At 48.5% G+C, this 14183-nt stretch carries 10 protein-coding genes; 3 read left to right on the top strand and 7 right to left on the bottom strand.

The window, feature by feature from the left end; all coding sequences use genetic code 11:
- Positions 1–154 precede the first annotated feature (154 nt).
- Complete coding sequence (locus tag V7P87_RS14995) at positions 155–2005, top strand: cytochrome c/FTR1 family iron permease (RefSeq protein WP_333798151.1); 1851 nt, start codon at positions 155–157, stop codon at positions 2003–2005.
- Positions 2006–2179: 174 nt separating this feature from the next.
- Here V7P87_RS14995 and V7P87_RS14990 read toward each other — a convergent pair whose 3' ends face one another.
- Entirely contained in the window at positions 2180–5326 is a 3147-nt protein-coding gene (locus tag V7P87_RS14990; RefSeq protein WP_333798150.1) for a S8 family serine peptidase, read from the bottom strand.
- Between the two features lie 13 nt (positions 5327–5339).
- Positions 5340–6137, bottom strand: coding sequence for an NF038120 family PEP-CTERM protein (locus V7P87_RS14985; protein ID WP_333798149.1), 798 nt, complete (start codon positions 6135–6137; stop codon positions 5340–5342).
- A gap of 546 nt (positions 6138–6683) precedes the next feature.
- On the opposite strand from V7P87_RS14985, the gene rimO reads away from it, so the two are divergent.
- Positions 6684–8000: a 30S ribosomal protein S12 methylthiotransferase RimO gene (rimO, locus tag V7P87_RS14980; RefSeq protein ID WP_333798148.1), complete on the top strand. Its 1317-nt coding sequence runs from the start codon at positions 6684–6686 to the stop codon at positions 7998–8000.
- Positions 8001–8082: 82 nt separating this feature from the next.
- Here the strand turns inward: rimO and V7P87_RS14975 are convergent, their stop codons facing one another.
- The 5 genes from V7P87_RS14975 to V7P87_RS14955 form a co-directional block, all read right to left on the bottom strand.
- Entirely contained in the window at positions 8083–8262 is a 180-nt protein-coding gene (locus V7P87_RS14975; protein WP_333798147.1) for a hypothetical protein, read from the bottom strand.
- 109 nt (positions 8263–8371) lie between these two features.
- A complete protein-coding gene (locus V7P87_RS14970; protein WP_333798146.1) occupies positions 8372–9169 on the bottom strand; it encodes an NUDIX hydrolase in 798 nt (265 codons plus the stop codon).
- A gap of 182 nt (positions 9170–9351) precedes the next feature.
- Entirely contained in the window at positions 9352–10554 is a 1203-nt protein-coding gene (locus V7P87_RS14965; RefSeq protein WP_333798145.1) for an ABC transporter permease, read from the bottom strand.
- The gene (locus V7P87_RS14960) at positions 10555–11340 is read right to left on the bottom strand and encodes an ABC transporter ATP-binding protein (protein ID WP_333798144.1); all 786 of its coding nucleotides are present in this window, start codon (positions 11338–11340) and stop codon (positions 10555–10557) included.
- 25 nt (positions 11341–11365) lie between these two features.
- Positions 11366–12271 carry a DUF3025 domain-containing protein gene (locus V7P87_RS14955; RefSeq protein ID WP_333798143.1) on the bottom strand — a complete coding sequence of 302 codons (906 nt, stop codon included), beginning with the start codon at positions 12269–12271 and terminating at the stop codon, positions 11366–11368.
- 207 nt (positions 12272–12478) lie between these two features.
- Here V7P87_RS14955 and asnB point away from each other — a divergent pair, with 207 nt between their 5' ends.
- Positions 12479–14143, top strand: coding sequence for an asparagine synthase B (gene asnB, locus V7P87_RS14950; protein WP_333798142.1), 1665 nt, complete (start codon positions 12479–12481; stop codon positions 14141–14143).
- Positions 14144–14183: the final 40 nt, after the last annotated feature.

Below are 14183 nucleotides of genomic sequence, written 5' to 3'. Positions count from 1 at the left end.
TAAACCACCAAATCTGCAAAACACCAGCAGCACGGCGGCACAACAGCATAGAAATATTGGTGATGGTTGATCCATTTTTCAGACAGCTGAGGCATAATAAGAATTATTCTTATTACCCACCCAAACAGTGGGTGCAGTTTACAAGGGTTGTGCTATGGCAAAAGTGGTGATGTTTCTTCTGTTCAGTTTGTTTAGCAGTTATTGTTTTGCATCCGATAAATTAATTCAGCTGATTGAATATATTGGCGCCGATTATTCGGCCGCCGTACAGGATGGTAAAGTGGTGAGCGAAGGTGAATATGGTGAAATGACCGAATTTGCCGCGTTAATCGCCGAAGACGTAAAGCACAGCAATAATGCGCAATTACGCCAACAGGCCGACAAGCTGAATCAGTTGATCCTGGCAAAAGCAGATCTGAACGAAGTGAAAAGCCTGACAGCCCGCATGCGACAATCGGTGCTGTCATCAATAGCAACATTGCCACTGCCCAAAACAGCACCGGATTTGCAGCGTGGTGCCAGCCTTTACGCCCAAAACTGTGTGGCTTGTCATGGTGAAACAGGTTTAGGTGATGGCGCTGCCGGCGCTCAGATGGACCCTGCGCCTACCAACTTTTATGATCTTGAACGTCACAACGCGCGCAGCCTGTTTGGTCTTTTTACCACCATCAGCATTGGCGTTGCCGACACCGGCATGACTTCTTTTGCTGGCCTTGATGAACAAAGCCGATGGGATTTAGCATTTTATGTCGGTCATTTGGCCAGTAAAGACGTTCCAACAGAAGTTGCACCTAAAGCACTGATTGCGGCTGACCAAATTCAGTACCTGCTGACCACAACCCCTGCCGAGCTGACAGCGCAGTATCAACAAAGTGGCACAGCACTCATGGCCTTATTCCGCCAGCATCCGGAACAGTTTTTCCGGGCGGACAAACAAGATCCATGGTTAGTTGCCAGCAATAATCTGACGCTGGCCAAATCTTTGTTGTCCAGCAATCCACAGAGCAGTTATGACCTGACGGTGGCGGCTTATCTGGATGGTTTTGAACTGGTAGAAGCTCAGCTTGACGCCATCGACAAAACAAAACGCGATGCGATTGAAAAAAATATGATGCAGGTGCGCACCCTGGTGAAAAACCAGCCACAACAGCCTGCCACAGCAGCGGCCATAGATGCGGTAATACTGCAACTGAATGAAGCCAAAACTTTGGTTTCTTCGGCAAACTTAACAGGGGAAAGTGTCTGGTTATTGGCACTATTGATTCTACTGCGTGAAGGTCTGGAAGCTTTATTGGTGGTGGCTGCTATTTATGCTGTGGCGGTAAAAACCGGCCGCCATGAGCTCAAACGTACAGTGCATGCCGGCTGGTTGTCCGCATTGGCGCTTGGCGCTGTCACCTGGGTACTGTCGAGTTTTGTGATTGAAATATCCGGTGCATCCCGTGAGCTAACTGAAGGTTACACAGCGCTGATTGCCGCTGCTATTTTGTTTTATATGGGCTTTTGGATGCACAGCAAAACCAGCGCCTCAGAATGGCAGCAGTTTATTCAGACCAAGGTACAAAGTGCGCTGAGCGGGGGTGCCCACTGGACTCTGGCGCTGGTAGTGTTTCTGGCGGTTTATCGTGAAGTCTTTGAAACTATTCTGTTTTACCAATCATTATGGTTACAGGGTGGCCAGGTGCATCAGGCAGCCTTTATTGCAGGTATCGCCACCGGCCTGTTGGCACTGGCGCTTCTTGCTATTGCCGTGATGAAGTTTGCCGTGAAGTTACCGCTGAAAAGCTTTTTTGGCAGCACAGCCCTGCTGATGTTACTGCTCTCTTTTGTGATGGCCGGCAAAGGCATAGCTGCGTTACAGGAAGCAGGTCAGTTGTCTGCCGCAGCCTTAAGCTTCCCGGCCATTAGCTGGCTTGGGATTTATCCAACCTGGCAAGGTGTCAGTTTACAAGCGGCATTGTTGCTGGTGGCAACCCTGTACTTTATCCGTGCCAGCCGTAAATAACAGCGCGCTGGCGCAATGACTAGTTCCGGGATTTTTACAAACAAAAAAACGGCGACCTATGTCGCCGTTTTGTTAACTGCCTTCCCCCCTAACTCTGTGACACAAGGGCTCAGTGACACAGGAGCTCAGTGACACAAGGGTTCAGTGAGATAAGCTTTGCTTATGCAGACAACCTTATTCCGCCACCAGTACAGCTTTGTCTAATTCAGCCATTGGCAGTGGATCATTGGTGTTCACCGTTAACACCGACGTGCTGAGTGTGGTTCCGCCGCTGATAAAACGCATCCCGGCCAGATAACGTTTACGCAGGGCCAAACCGGACCAACTCAGATTCACTGTTGGTGTACCACCCACCACTGCTGTGCCTGGCATACTCAGACGGAAGCTGCCGCCTTTATCGGCAGTACTGACCGCCCATGTTGACAGGTTAAAGTCAGATGAACTGTTGTTCGCCAGCTGATAGCCTCCCAGGCAGACTTTGTACGTGCCTGCTGCTGGATTTAACAGCTGAACCTGTTCGTCCGAGCCTGCTTTTAAACTGGTGGCCACCACAGTATTTGCCGGATTTAACAGGATCATATCTATATCATCCCCGGCCGGGCTGCTGTGTCCGCTGGTTTCAACATTAAAGGTTGCAGCGCGTAGTACCACAGTATTGGCCGGCACGACCAAATCACGCATCACAGTGCCTTTGGCATTAGCACGGCAGGCCGCCGATAACTGAGTGGAACTTTCAATCGAACCCGTTGCTGCCTGGCCAATGGTCAGCGCTGTCACTGTTGCAGCTTTTAAACCACCTACGGCTGAGCTCATCGCACCGGCAAAACCAGTACCTATGGGGAACATCAGACGGCCAGTGGCCTGCTCGCTGGTCAGTTCGGCTACAGAGCCAAATAACACAGATTTTAACGAGACCGGACTTCTCACTTCATTCACGCCGTCCGACCACACCAGGCCACCAAAGGCCCAGCTACCAATAGCAGCTGAGGTGCGGGTTGTAGTGACGTTAAAAGTCGCCGACTGATTTGGCGCCAGCGTCAGACTGGACGGTGACACCGTTACCTGATAACCCGGAACCACAGCAGTTGCGGTATAAGTGGCGGTCGAATCCCCAACATGAGTGACAGTACGCTGTACTGTGGTTGAACCCAGGTTATTGGCGATAGTGATAGAGGGCAGATTCAGATTGTAATCAGCCACTCGGCCAACACTGGTGCAAAGGCTTGCACTAACTGAAGGCGCATTAATACCACAAAGGAAACGTACATAATCCACAGGCTTAATGTCATAGACCAGGCCAGGTGCCACTGCTTTATTCGGCACCACATGACCTGCGCCCTGTCCCCATGGCAAGGTGCCATTTTGCGCTCCGGCTAAGCCGTCGTTTAACGTCATACTGCCCGTTGTCATCAGCGCCGATTTGATCATCGCCGGTGACCAGTCCGGATGTTGTTGTTTTAATAAAGCGGCTAAACCGGCAACATGCGGACTTGACATCGATGTGCCCTGCAGGAAATCCCAGGCCGGCACTGCAGCTGCACCATTGGCAATATCATTACGCTCGGCTTCAGTGGTTGCCGGCACATAACCTGCCAGAATATCCACACCTGGCGCTGTTAAATCCGGCTTGAGCATATTGGCATAACCACGGTTTGGCCCGCGTGAAGAAAAGCCTGCCATTATAGGTGCGCCTGTTGGCCCTTTTACTGCGGCAAATCTGGTCATTGCTGCTGTAGCAGCGTTATTTGCCAATAGATGATTTTTTACCGCAGCAACATCAGCCTGATTTAAATGCACTGTTGGGATCACATGGGCAAAAGCCGAAATGGTGGTTGAACCGCCCGCAACGTTACCGATAATAGTGCCCGCACCACCGGCCTGACTCACCGCCAGACTTTTATTCACCAGATTGGTGGTGCCGCGATCACAGATCACCACTTTGCCGGCCACTTTGGCCGGATCAAGCACTACCGCACCATCGCTGCTGCCATAACACAAAGCGGCCTGCGACAGACTGGCACCAGGCAGCGCCGCGTCACGACCAGTAATCAGCTGAGTTGCCGGTAAAGCGGCCTGATTTAACGAGCCCCCCTGATAACTGGCACCATTATCCAGCACTACATTGGCCGCATTTAATCTGTCATGAGTCGATGCACCCACTGTGGTTAACCATGGGCCTAAATGCGCCACCGCGTTGCCAGGGCCACTGTTGCCGGCAGAAGCCGCAACAAATACACCGGCATTGGCGGCCCCTAAAAACGCCAGTTCCACCGCGTCATTCACTGTCGTCTGGCTGCCGCTGATGGAATAGTTAATCACATCAACACCATCTGCTACGGCTTTTTCGATAGCTGCGACGTTGTCACCGGTAAAACAGGAGTTTTTGGGAAGCTGTGGGTTGGCCGGATCTTTATAACTCCAGCACACTTTGTAAGCGGCAATACGCGCACGTGGTGCTATACCGGACGCATGCCCCATAGCCACACCAGCAACATTGGCGTCAACTTTTGCATTCCCCCCTGCAGTAGACGCAGTGTGGGTTCCATGACCGCCGTTATCACGTGGCGACACATAGTCACTCCAGTGTGGCGAATAAAGTCCCTGCGCTACCAGACTGCGGTAAGTGGCGTCAAAATACTGAGCACCGATCAGTTTGTTATTACAATTGCTCAGACTAAAACCTTCACCAGCCTGACAACTTCCTTTCCATTTGGCTGGTGCCGGGCCATAAACTTCACTGCCTTCACTGGCAAAGGTTGCCACACCATGTTCATCAACACGGTCAGCAAAAGCCGGGTTTTCCGGCCATACACCACTGTCAATAACACCAATGATCACATCTTCACCGGCAGCGCCCTGACCACCGGCTTTTGCCCAAATACCGTCAGGGATATCCAGTTTCAGAAATCCCGGTGTGTAGTTGGTGGTAGGTTCGTGCGGCTGATCAACACGGATAGCAGCAACTGCAGTGTTTTTCTTTAATGAGCGCACTTCGGCGTCGGTTAACATCGCCGAAAAACCGTTAAACACCAGACTGTATTGATGCGAGGGCTGAACATCTGGCAGCAGTTCCAACACTTGTTGCTGCTGTTCGGCAAGATAAGACTGATAGGTTTGAACCTGAGCTTGCTCCAGGTTCAGACGTTGTCCGGCTGCCGGTTTTGTCGCTTTTAAACCAGCAATACCACCAGTATATGAAGCCACAGGCGCGGCGGAAAGCTGCACTATATAAGGACGACGAACTTCATTGCTCTGTGCTGCAAGCGCAGCATTGCTTGCCAGCAGCGTCAGTATCGCCAGCGAAATTTGTGATAATTTCATAAAAATGCCCCTGTTATGATACTTGTTGTTGACGACGACGACTTAAAACCAAGCCCGCCAGTGCAAACCCAAAAACCGCAATACCAGCTGGTTCAGGCACATCAACACTCAAGTTATCAATGGCAAAACTGCCTTTTTTCGCTGCTTCACGGACACAGTCACCATTCAAATCATATAAACAGGCATTCAAGCTGATCGCGCTGAAACGTTCACCCCCAAGCAGCGTGTCAATATCGTCCCAGCGGGCAAATTGATGCTCACCTTGTGCATCACGCAGCGGGAAATCTTTCATCAATTGCACAAAGGAACCATCAAAACGACTGGCGGTTAACACCATTTTACCGGCAGCATAACTGCCAAGGCCGGCTAATGTTTCGACAAAACCAAAATCCATACCCAATAAGCGGATACCGTGCAAATTGGCCGGGTCACGTTGGCTGATGGTCAGCCAACCATCATTGACACCAGCGTAATAACTGCTGCCATTGTTCACAGGACATTTCATGCCATAACAGTTGTAGGGATCAGAACCATCCACGATCGACCCGACAGAACCTGTATCCAGACTGCTAAAAGAGAACAACAGGTCTTTATAAACCAGTAAATCGCCGGCTTCATACAGAGCGTCCCCATAAGAACTGCCGTATAACCACTGCAGCTCTTCAAAATCGACATTCATGACACCAGCCTGCGCCTGACCGGCACACAACATGGCGGCGCCGCATAAAGACAGGGCTAATTTTTTCAGCGACGGCTTGGCGGACCTGGAGCTGTCCAATGCGCCTGTTATGTATGAGTTATTTTTGTTCATAGTTAACCTGGATTATTTTGAGTTATAAGCGAATACAGTTTGATCATTGCCCGGGGAACAACACAGTTACCTTTGTTGCGAGGCGGTTACCAAAAGCAATATACCTGCCAACATTTTATTTACCAGAGATTCAATATTTCTCTAGCCGCCAGCCAGCGTCAGACGTTGCACAAGAGTTTTGCGTAAAAAAATCTGACAAAACCTGTTTTAATTTGTAAATACCTAAACTGGGTGCACAAAGCAAAAAATAGAAAATATATCCGTTATAATTCAATGCCATAAGAATTCAACCCTAAAAAACCCCTGGTTAACAACCCTACAAGCAACCTACAATTCAGAAGAATAATAATTACAAACTTATTACATGCCGCATATTTTGCTGACAGTAACCGTAAAGTTTTTCAAATGACAGATCTGTGACAACCAGGTACTGAAGCAGCTCAACTGTTGTATCAGGTTGTTTTCAGCGTGCAGTTGATAAAGCGCTGGTGGCGCACAAGGCTTTGGTTTAAAATACGCGCCCATTTTCCCGAAGGTAGTTTTGTTATGTCACAACCTAAAGTTGGCTTTGTTAGCCTTGGCTGTCCGAAAAATCTGGTCGATTCCGAGCGGATCCTGACACAACTGAAAGTTGAGGGTTATAACATAGTGCCATCTTACGACGACGCCGAGCTGGTGATTGTCAACACCTGTGGTTTTATCGACAGTGCGGTACAGGAATCCCTAGACACTATCGGCGAAGCTTTGGCTGAAAACGGCAAAGTCATTGTCACCGGCTGCCTCGGCGCCCGCGAAGATGAAATCCGCCAGGTGCACCCCAATGTACTGGGTATCACTGGCCCGCACGCTTATGAAAACGTGCTGGATCAGGTGCATCAATTTGTACCAAAACCAAAATATGACCCGTTTTTGCAACTGGTGCCGGATACAGGCGTGAAATTAACGCCAAAACACTACGCTTATTTAAAAATTTCGGAAGGTTGTAACCACCGTTGTACCTTCTGCATTATTCCGTCGATGCGTGGTGATTTAGTCAGCCGCCCTATTGGCGAAGTGCTGGACGAAGCGGCCCGTTTACAAAAAGCCGGCGTGAAAGAACTCTTGGTGATTTCACAAGACACCAGCGCTTATGGTGTTGATGTTAAACACCGTACCGGCTTCTGGAATGGCCAGCCGGTCAAAACCTCAATGCAGGCTTTGTGTGAAGCGCTGGCAGAACTTGGCATCTGGGTACGTTTACACTATGTCTACCCTTACCCACATGTGGATGATGTGATCCCATTAATGGCCGAAGGTAAGTTATTGCCATATCTGGATATTCCTTTCCAGCATGCCAGCCCGCGCATTCTGAAATTAATGAAACGACCAGGTCAGGCCGAGCGCACCTTAGAGCGTATTAAAAAATGGCGCTCTATTTGCCCGGATTTAACCATCCGCTCTACTTTTATTGTGGGTTTCCCGGGTGAAACCGAAGAAGAATTTCAGGAATTATTAAACTTCCTGGAAGAAGCGCAGCTGGACCGTGTTGGCTGTTTTAAATACAGCCCGGTTGAAGGTGCCAAAGCCAATGAATTACCGGATCCGGTGCCGGAAGACATCAAAGAAGAACGGTATCACCGTTTTATGGCCACTCAGCAAAAAATCAGTGCTGCACGATTACAAGGCAAAGTGGGCCGTGTGATTGATGTGCTGATTGATGAAGTGGACGATGAAGGCGCCATTGGCCGCAGTTTTGCCGACGCACCGGAAATTGACGGTGCTGTGTACCTCAATGGTCTGATGGATGTGAAACCCGGTGATGTGATTAAAGCCGTGGTGGAAGAAGCTGACGAATACGATTTATGGGCCAGCCGTGTAAACTAAAGCACCAGCTGCTGCATAAAAAACACCGCCTTGTGCGGTGTTTTTTTGCTCAGGGCCAAACACAATGGAGCAGCCCTCAGCCTTAGTCTTGCCGGTGATTGTCAGCAGCTGTGGACTGCATCTGACTTAACAACTCTGCAATATCGTTTTCATCCAGCGCAACTTTTTGAAAATGTTCGACTAATGCGTCAATGCCATAACCTTGTTGCTGATAACGACGTGCAGTTTCCAGGTGAACTTGTTTTACAAAATCTGAAGTCATCATAAGTCCCCGCTCTGTTGGCTGGTTGGTGAAAATTCAAACAGTAGCCTCTGGTAATTTTAGTTAATTTACAAGCACCATTCACCGCAAATGTTTTAAGTGAATGTTTTTACGACAGATCTATTTTTGGAACTTCATCACCCGCTAATGCGGGCAAAAAAATCTCATAGTCAGCAGCAGACTTCATATAACCCTGGACCTGATGAGCCACTAATTGCGGCTGACAAACGGCAGATTTTAGAATTAACTTATTGTATAAACTGGCGTTTTCATCCTTTAAATAAGTTTCAACATCAAACCAGCGCACTTCAGCGATTTCATTGGCGGCCGGAGTTAATGCTGTGGTTGTGGCAAATAACTGACAAACAATATAAAGGTTGGATGCCCCAAACTGCCCCTGATGGTGATGGCGCATGCCAAGCACAGAATGAAAGCTGGCGACAACACCGGTTTCTTCCAGCACTTCACGCACTACAGCACGAGCCAGATGCTCTTTTGGCTCCACCATGCCACCAGGAAGCTTAAAATAACCTGGTTTTTGCCCGGCCAAAGGAAGTTCTTTGACCATCAGTACCTGACCTGATGGCGACCAAACCAGCGCACCAACACCAATACTGTGAGTGGCCGCCAAAGGTAGATAACTGTCGTTTTTGAGTTTTTTCACCAGCATCAGGCTGTCCCCCTGACAGTGATGGTAAGAAAACCCTTGGGCTAAAGCTTCGGCAATCAAAGTGGCGCAAGCGGCGTTTAGCTCAAGCCAAATCAACTGATATTGCGACTGCCAGTTGCCAATACTGTCGGCCAGCCTGCTGCGAAATACTGCAAGCGGCAAAGGCTCGCCTGCCAGCAACAACTGCTCAGGCCCGATGGAACAACCACCGTATGGATTCACCACAGCTTTAAACATCACAAGCTCCTTGTAATTCAGTGGCAATAGTATTGTGTTGCTTGCTCTGCGCCGCACCAAACCGAAACACAATACCGGCAAACAAAGTGCGCAGCAAAAGGACGCCCTCAGATAAAAAGAAGGCCAAAACCCGCAAGTTTTGGCCATGCTTTTATCGGTACATCAGTACTGTAACGAGGTGCTTAACGAAACAGCACTTTCTCTTTTTGGAACCAGGACACACAAAAAGCGATAGCGGCCGCTGCTATCAACAAGGTTGACCCCAGCACAGCAGCTAACAACAAATAATCAATGGTGCCTTTGACCAGCTCTTTAATAGATAAAGCAACATTCAGTACAGGTACCATGGCAGTTTTCCAGTTCAGCTCCACACCGGGCAAAATTGCCACCACCAGCGGCATAAACACCACCATAGTGACAGGGCCTATGTAGTTTTGCGCTTCTTTATAACTGCGGGCATAAATTGACAGGCTGAGTAATAACGCAGCAAAAATGGCCGATAACGGCAATAACAGCGCCAGAATCAATGTTAAATCAATAAAACCTAAGGTTTCCATGGTTTTGGCAACCACATCCACACCGGCCATAGAGCCTATCAGATAACCCCAGCCGCCAAAACTAATGACGGTGAGCGCCGCCGACACTAATCCAGTGGTCAAGACTGTGAAAAACTTACCCAGCACTATAGCGCTGCGGCTGATCGGGCAAATTAACAAAGTTTCTAAAGTGCCCCGCTCTTTTTCACCGGCACCAATATCCATGGCTGGATAAGACGCGCCTGCCAGCACCAGCGGCACCAGTAAATATGCGATAAAACCACCGATCTTTTCACCGATGTTTTCCCGGCTCTCGGCGGTATTAATTCGCTCTACAGTGACAGGCTCCAGCACAGCTGCCACTTTATCAGAGCTCACCCCTAAACCCGCCAGTTTGTCCTGCTGCAGCTTTTTACTGAAGGTTTTCAGCAAATCATTAAAGTGTTTAGAAATCATATCCAACTGTGACGAACTATTGTGAATAAGCTGCCATTTGCTTTGATTTAAATTCTCTGCACTGACATCAAAATCAGCAGGGATCACAATGGCGACATCAAACTTGTCGTCGCGGATGGCCTGTTTTAAATCTTCAGCTGCTGTAAGATCGGTTTCTACTTTTTTAAAGTTTTTATGGTAAAACAACGCGTCCGCAAAAGCTGGCGCCCGCTCAGCGTTGATAATCACATATCTGTGCTCTTCAGCTTCAGCCTGACGGCTGACGTTGCTCATCACCAGCCCCATCAAACCAAACAGCAAAGGGAAAATCAGCAGCGGCAATAACACCACAAACATCAGTGTTTTTTTATCACGCATCAGCTCTAATAATTCTTTTTGATACACCTGCCACATTTACGCGACCTCCTTGTTAATCACCTGCAAAAAAGCATCCCGTAAATCACCGTCAGGTGCCAGCAGCCGGAATTCTTCCAGACTGCCGTTAAAGGCACTGATACCGGCGTTAATGACGACAACTTTGTCACAAAGCGCCGCCACTTCATCTAGATGGTGGGTAGAAAATATGACTGGGGTACCCTGTTGTTTTAACGAACGGATAAAATCCAGTACCGTCTGCACCGTCATAATATCCAGGCCAGTGGTAGGTTCATCCAGCACCACCACTTTAGGGGAATGCACGACAGCACGGGCGATGGCGGTTTTTTGTTTCATACCGGTCGACATATTGTCGGCCCTTCTGTTGGCAAACTCGTGCATTTGTAGAAGTGTAAACAGCTCATCAATGCGATGGTTCAGCTCGTTTTCGCTCATACCGTGTAAACGACCAAAATAAGCCACGTTTTCCCGCGCCGTTAACCGGCCATACAAGCCAGTGCTACTGGATAAAAAGCCAATACGTTTGCGCGCCTGAACCGGCTTTTTAATCACGTCCTGACCTTCAATCAGCACTGAACCGCTGTCTGGCTGTAATGCGGTTGATAACAAACGCAAAGTGGTGGTTTTACCGGCACCATTTGGCCCGAGCAGCGCCAGAACTTCACCAGCGGCACAGGAAAAACTGACATCCCGCACCGAATGAAACCTGTCTCCCCCATACCGCACATCATTTTTTTCACTATCCGACAACTTATTGTTTTTGCTAATCGCAAAGGCCTTGGCTAGCTGATTAATTTGTATCATTTGCATTCCCTGAACATGACTTGGATTATGTTGTTATCGTTCTTTTGGGCCGAAAATAACTGACATCCTGATAAAACTCAGGTGCCTGATTGGCCGCATACCAGTGTGGAATACCGAGCAGCGGCAGCGGTGTCAGCTGATGATGTTGTTGTAAAATATCGTTGTTAGCAATTTGTTGCTCTAGTGCAGTATCTATGAAATCAATACGTTGGCGCAACGACCATTGAAAATAATTTTCACTGACTTCAATGGCCAGCATTTTTCCGGTTAAACCAATAAAAGGCCGGGTCGCCATTTCATAATTGGCATGGCCAAATATCATCGCCGAGAGCGCAGCTTGGGTTGTCGTCGCCGGCAACGGGCTAAATGTGTTGCTCTGCCATAATGCACGTTGCTCAACAAAAGCATACTGCCATTGATGCTGGCGCAAAGCCGCTATCACATCTTCGGCGCTTTTGTGATACAACACCAGCACACCACACTCATCAAATAACGTCAGTTTATTGCGAAGCTTGCTGCGCTCTTTTAGACCATACTCGCTAATTTCTGCCATATGCAGCTGATTTAACAGGGTTTTGGTCTTAGGGAATAAACACCAGATCAAAGCACCAAAAAAATCATGCCAGTTGTGAAGCCGGGTCGGGACCTGCCGGCGTTTAAAAATAAATTCTTCGTAATAACAACCGGCCTGCTCCAAAAGCACTGTATCAACAAAAGTCACAGCAGCAGCGTCAGGCAATAGCTCAGTGAGCATTTCAGGTGACGGAAAGTCCGTCAGGTTTTGCAATTGAAAAAGCTGCGTTAAATCGGCAAAAATCGGGTTCTGCAGCCATAACAGACTGTCCCAGCAAAGTGGCGGGGAAAATCTCTGGGTTTTATCCAGCGGCAAAGCCTTAGCTCTTGGGTTTGTTGTGCTGATATCTCCACTCATCAGCAGGCTCCAGGCCGCTTTGTCATATAATTAACCACCTGCTTTTGAGTGAAAGCCTGAAAACTTCCGGCAGCTGTTACCTGGAAAATTTGACAAAAAGCGCTTGCAATTTTTCTGGTAGCTGGCACAGTCAGGTGAGTACGTCTTGACGTACATACTGCCAAATGAAATGTAATTTTTCGGATTAAATCTAACGGAGTTTTTATCATGTGTTCGATATTCGGGGTGCTTGACATCAAGACTGATGTTAAAGCCTTGCGTCAGCAGGCGCTACAGTTATCTAAGTTGTTACGTCATCGTGGTCCGGACTGGTCTGGAGTATGGAATGACAATAATGCCATCCTCGTACACGAGCGTCTGGCCATTGTAGATACTGAAAATGGCGCGCAACCTCTGATTAATCCGCATCGAAATCACATTCTGGCAGTGAATGGTGAGATTTATAATCACAAAAACTTAGAGAAAAATTTAACGGTCGACTACGAGTTTCAGACCAAATCTGACTGTGAAGTGATTTTGCCTTTATACCTGGAGCACGGTGCCGGTTTTATCGACCAGCTGCAGGGCATGTTTGCCTTTATTCTGTACGACGCTGAGCAGCAACGTTATTTAATTGCCCGTGACCATATCGGTATTATCCCGCTGTATTACGGTTATGACGAACATGGTCAGTTGTATGTCGCATCAGAATTAAAAGCTTTGGTGCCTGTGTGTAAACAAATGCAGGAATTCCCGCCAGGGCATTATTTCGACAGCAAAATTGGCAAGTTAGAAAAATATTACGCCCGCGACTGGCAAAGTTATGACGCTGTGAAAAACAACCCGGCTGATTTGGCTGAATTACGTGCCGCTTTAGAGCAGTCGGTCAAAAGCCATTTAATGTCAGACGTCCCTTATGGTGTGTTGTTATCCGGCGGTCTGGACTCTTCGTTGATTTCGGCTATTACGCAGCAGTTTGCGCGTAATCGCGTAGAAGATGACGGCAAATCTGAAGCCTGGTGGCCACGCCTGCACTCTTTTGCTGTGGGTCTTGCCGGTTCACCGGACTTAAAAGCAGCCCGCACTGTGGCCGACGCTATTGGCACAGTGCACCATGAAGTACATTTTACCGTGCAGGAAGGCATCGATGCTTTGCGTGACGTGGTGTATTTCCTGGAAACTTATGATGTGACCACCATCCGCGCCTCAACCCCCATGTACTTAATGGCCCGTAAAATTAAAGCTATGGGTATTAAAATGGTGCTGTCGGGTGAAGGTTCAGATGAGCTCTTTGGTGGTTATTTATATTTCCATAAAGCGCCTAATGCCAAAGAGTTCCACGAAGAAACCTTACGTAAACTCGACCGGCTGCACATGTTTGACTGCAACAGAGCCAACAAAGCCATGTCGGCCTGGGGTATTGAAGCCCGGGTACCATTTTTGGACAAACACTTTATGGATGTGGCTATGCGCCTGAATCCGGAAGCCAAAATGTGTGGCAAAGGCAAAATGGAAAAACACATTCTGCGTCAGGCCTTTGATGGTTTATTGCCCCACGAAATTTTATGGCGGCAAAAAGAGCAGTTCTCCGACGGTGTAGGTTACAGCTGGATTGACAGCTTAAAAGCCTTTGCCGAAAAAGAAGTGACAGATCAACAAATGGCCACAGCCAACTTCCGCTTCCCGGTCAATACACCGGACAGTAAAGAAGGTTATTTGTACCGCACTATTTTTGAAGAGCATTTCCCACACAGCGGCGCTATATCCTGTGTGCCTGGCGGTAAATCCGTGGCCTGCTCTACCCCTGAAGCCCTGGCCTGGGATGCCAAAATGGCCGAAATGACCGATCCTTCAGGCCGTGCTGTGCGTGATGTGCATGAACAAGGGTATTAATCTGCCTGCTTAACAACGCAAAGCCCGCTTACTGCGGGCT

The organism is Rheinheimera sp. (assembly GCF_036782235.1).
Classification (GTDB): Bacteria; Pseudomonadota; Gammaproteobacteria; order Enterobacterales; family Alteromonadaceae; genus Pararheinheimera.
The sequence above is the reverse complement of the archived record's forward strand: the minus strand, read 5'-3'. Positions and strand labels throughout refer to the sequence as shown.

Coding starts and splice junctions, on each gene's coding strand:
- V7P87_RS14975 (WP_333798147.1), bottom strand. CDS start 8,262: ATGACTTCAGATTTTGTAAAACAAGTTCACCTGGAAACTGCACGTCGT.
- asnB (WP_333798142.1), top strand. CDS start 12,479: ATGTGTTCGATATTCGGGGTGCTTGACATCAAGACTGATGTTAAAGCC.
- V7P87_RS14995 (WP_333798151.1), top strand. CDS start 155: ATGGCAAAAGTGGTGATGTTTCTTCTGTTCAGTTTGTTTAGCAGTTAT.
- V7P87_RS14990 (WP_333798150.1), bottom strand. CDS start 5,326: ATGAAATTATCACAAATTTCGCTGGCGATACTGACGCTGCTGGCAAGC.
- V7P87_RS14960 (WP_333798144.1), bottom strand. CDS start 11,340: ATGATACAAATTAATCAGCTAGCCAAGGCCTTTGCGATTAGCAAAAAC.
- rimO (WP_333798148.1), top strand. CDS start 6,684: ATGTCACAACCTAAAGTTGGCTTTGTTAGCCTTGGCTGTCCGAAAAAT.
- V7P87_RS14970 (WP_333798146.1), bottom strand. CDS start 9,169: ATGTTTAAAGCTGTGGTGAATCCATACGGTGGTTGTTCCATCGGGCCT.
- V7P87_RS14985 (WP_333798149.1), bottom strand. CDS start 6,137: ATGAACAAAAATAACTCATACATAACAGGCGCATTGGACAGCTCCAGG.
- V7P87_RS14955 (WP_333798143.1), bottom strand. CDS start 12,271: ATGAGTGGAGATATCAGCACAACAAACCCAAGAGCTAAGGCTTTGCCG.
- V7P87_RS14965 (WP_333798145.1), bottom strand. CDS start 10,554: ATGTGGCAGGTGTATCAAAAAGAATTATTAGAGCTGATGCGTGATAAA.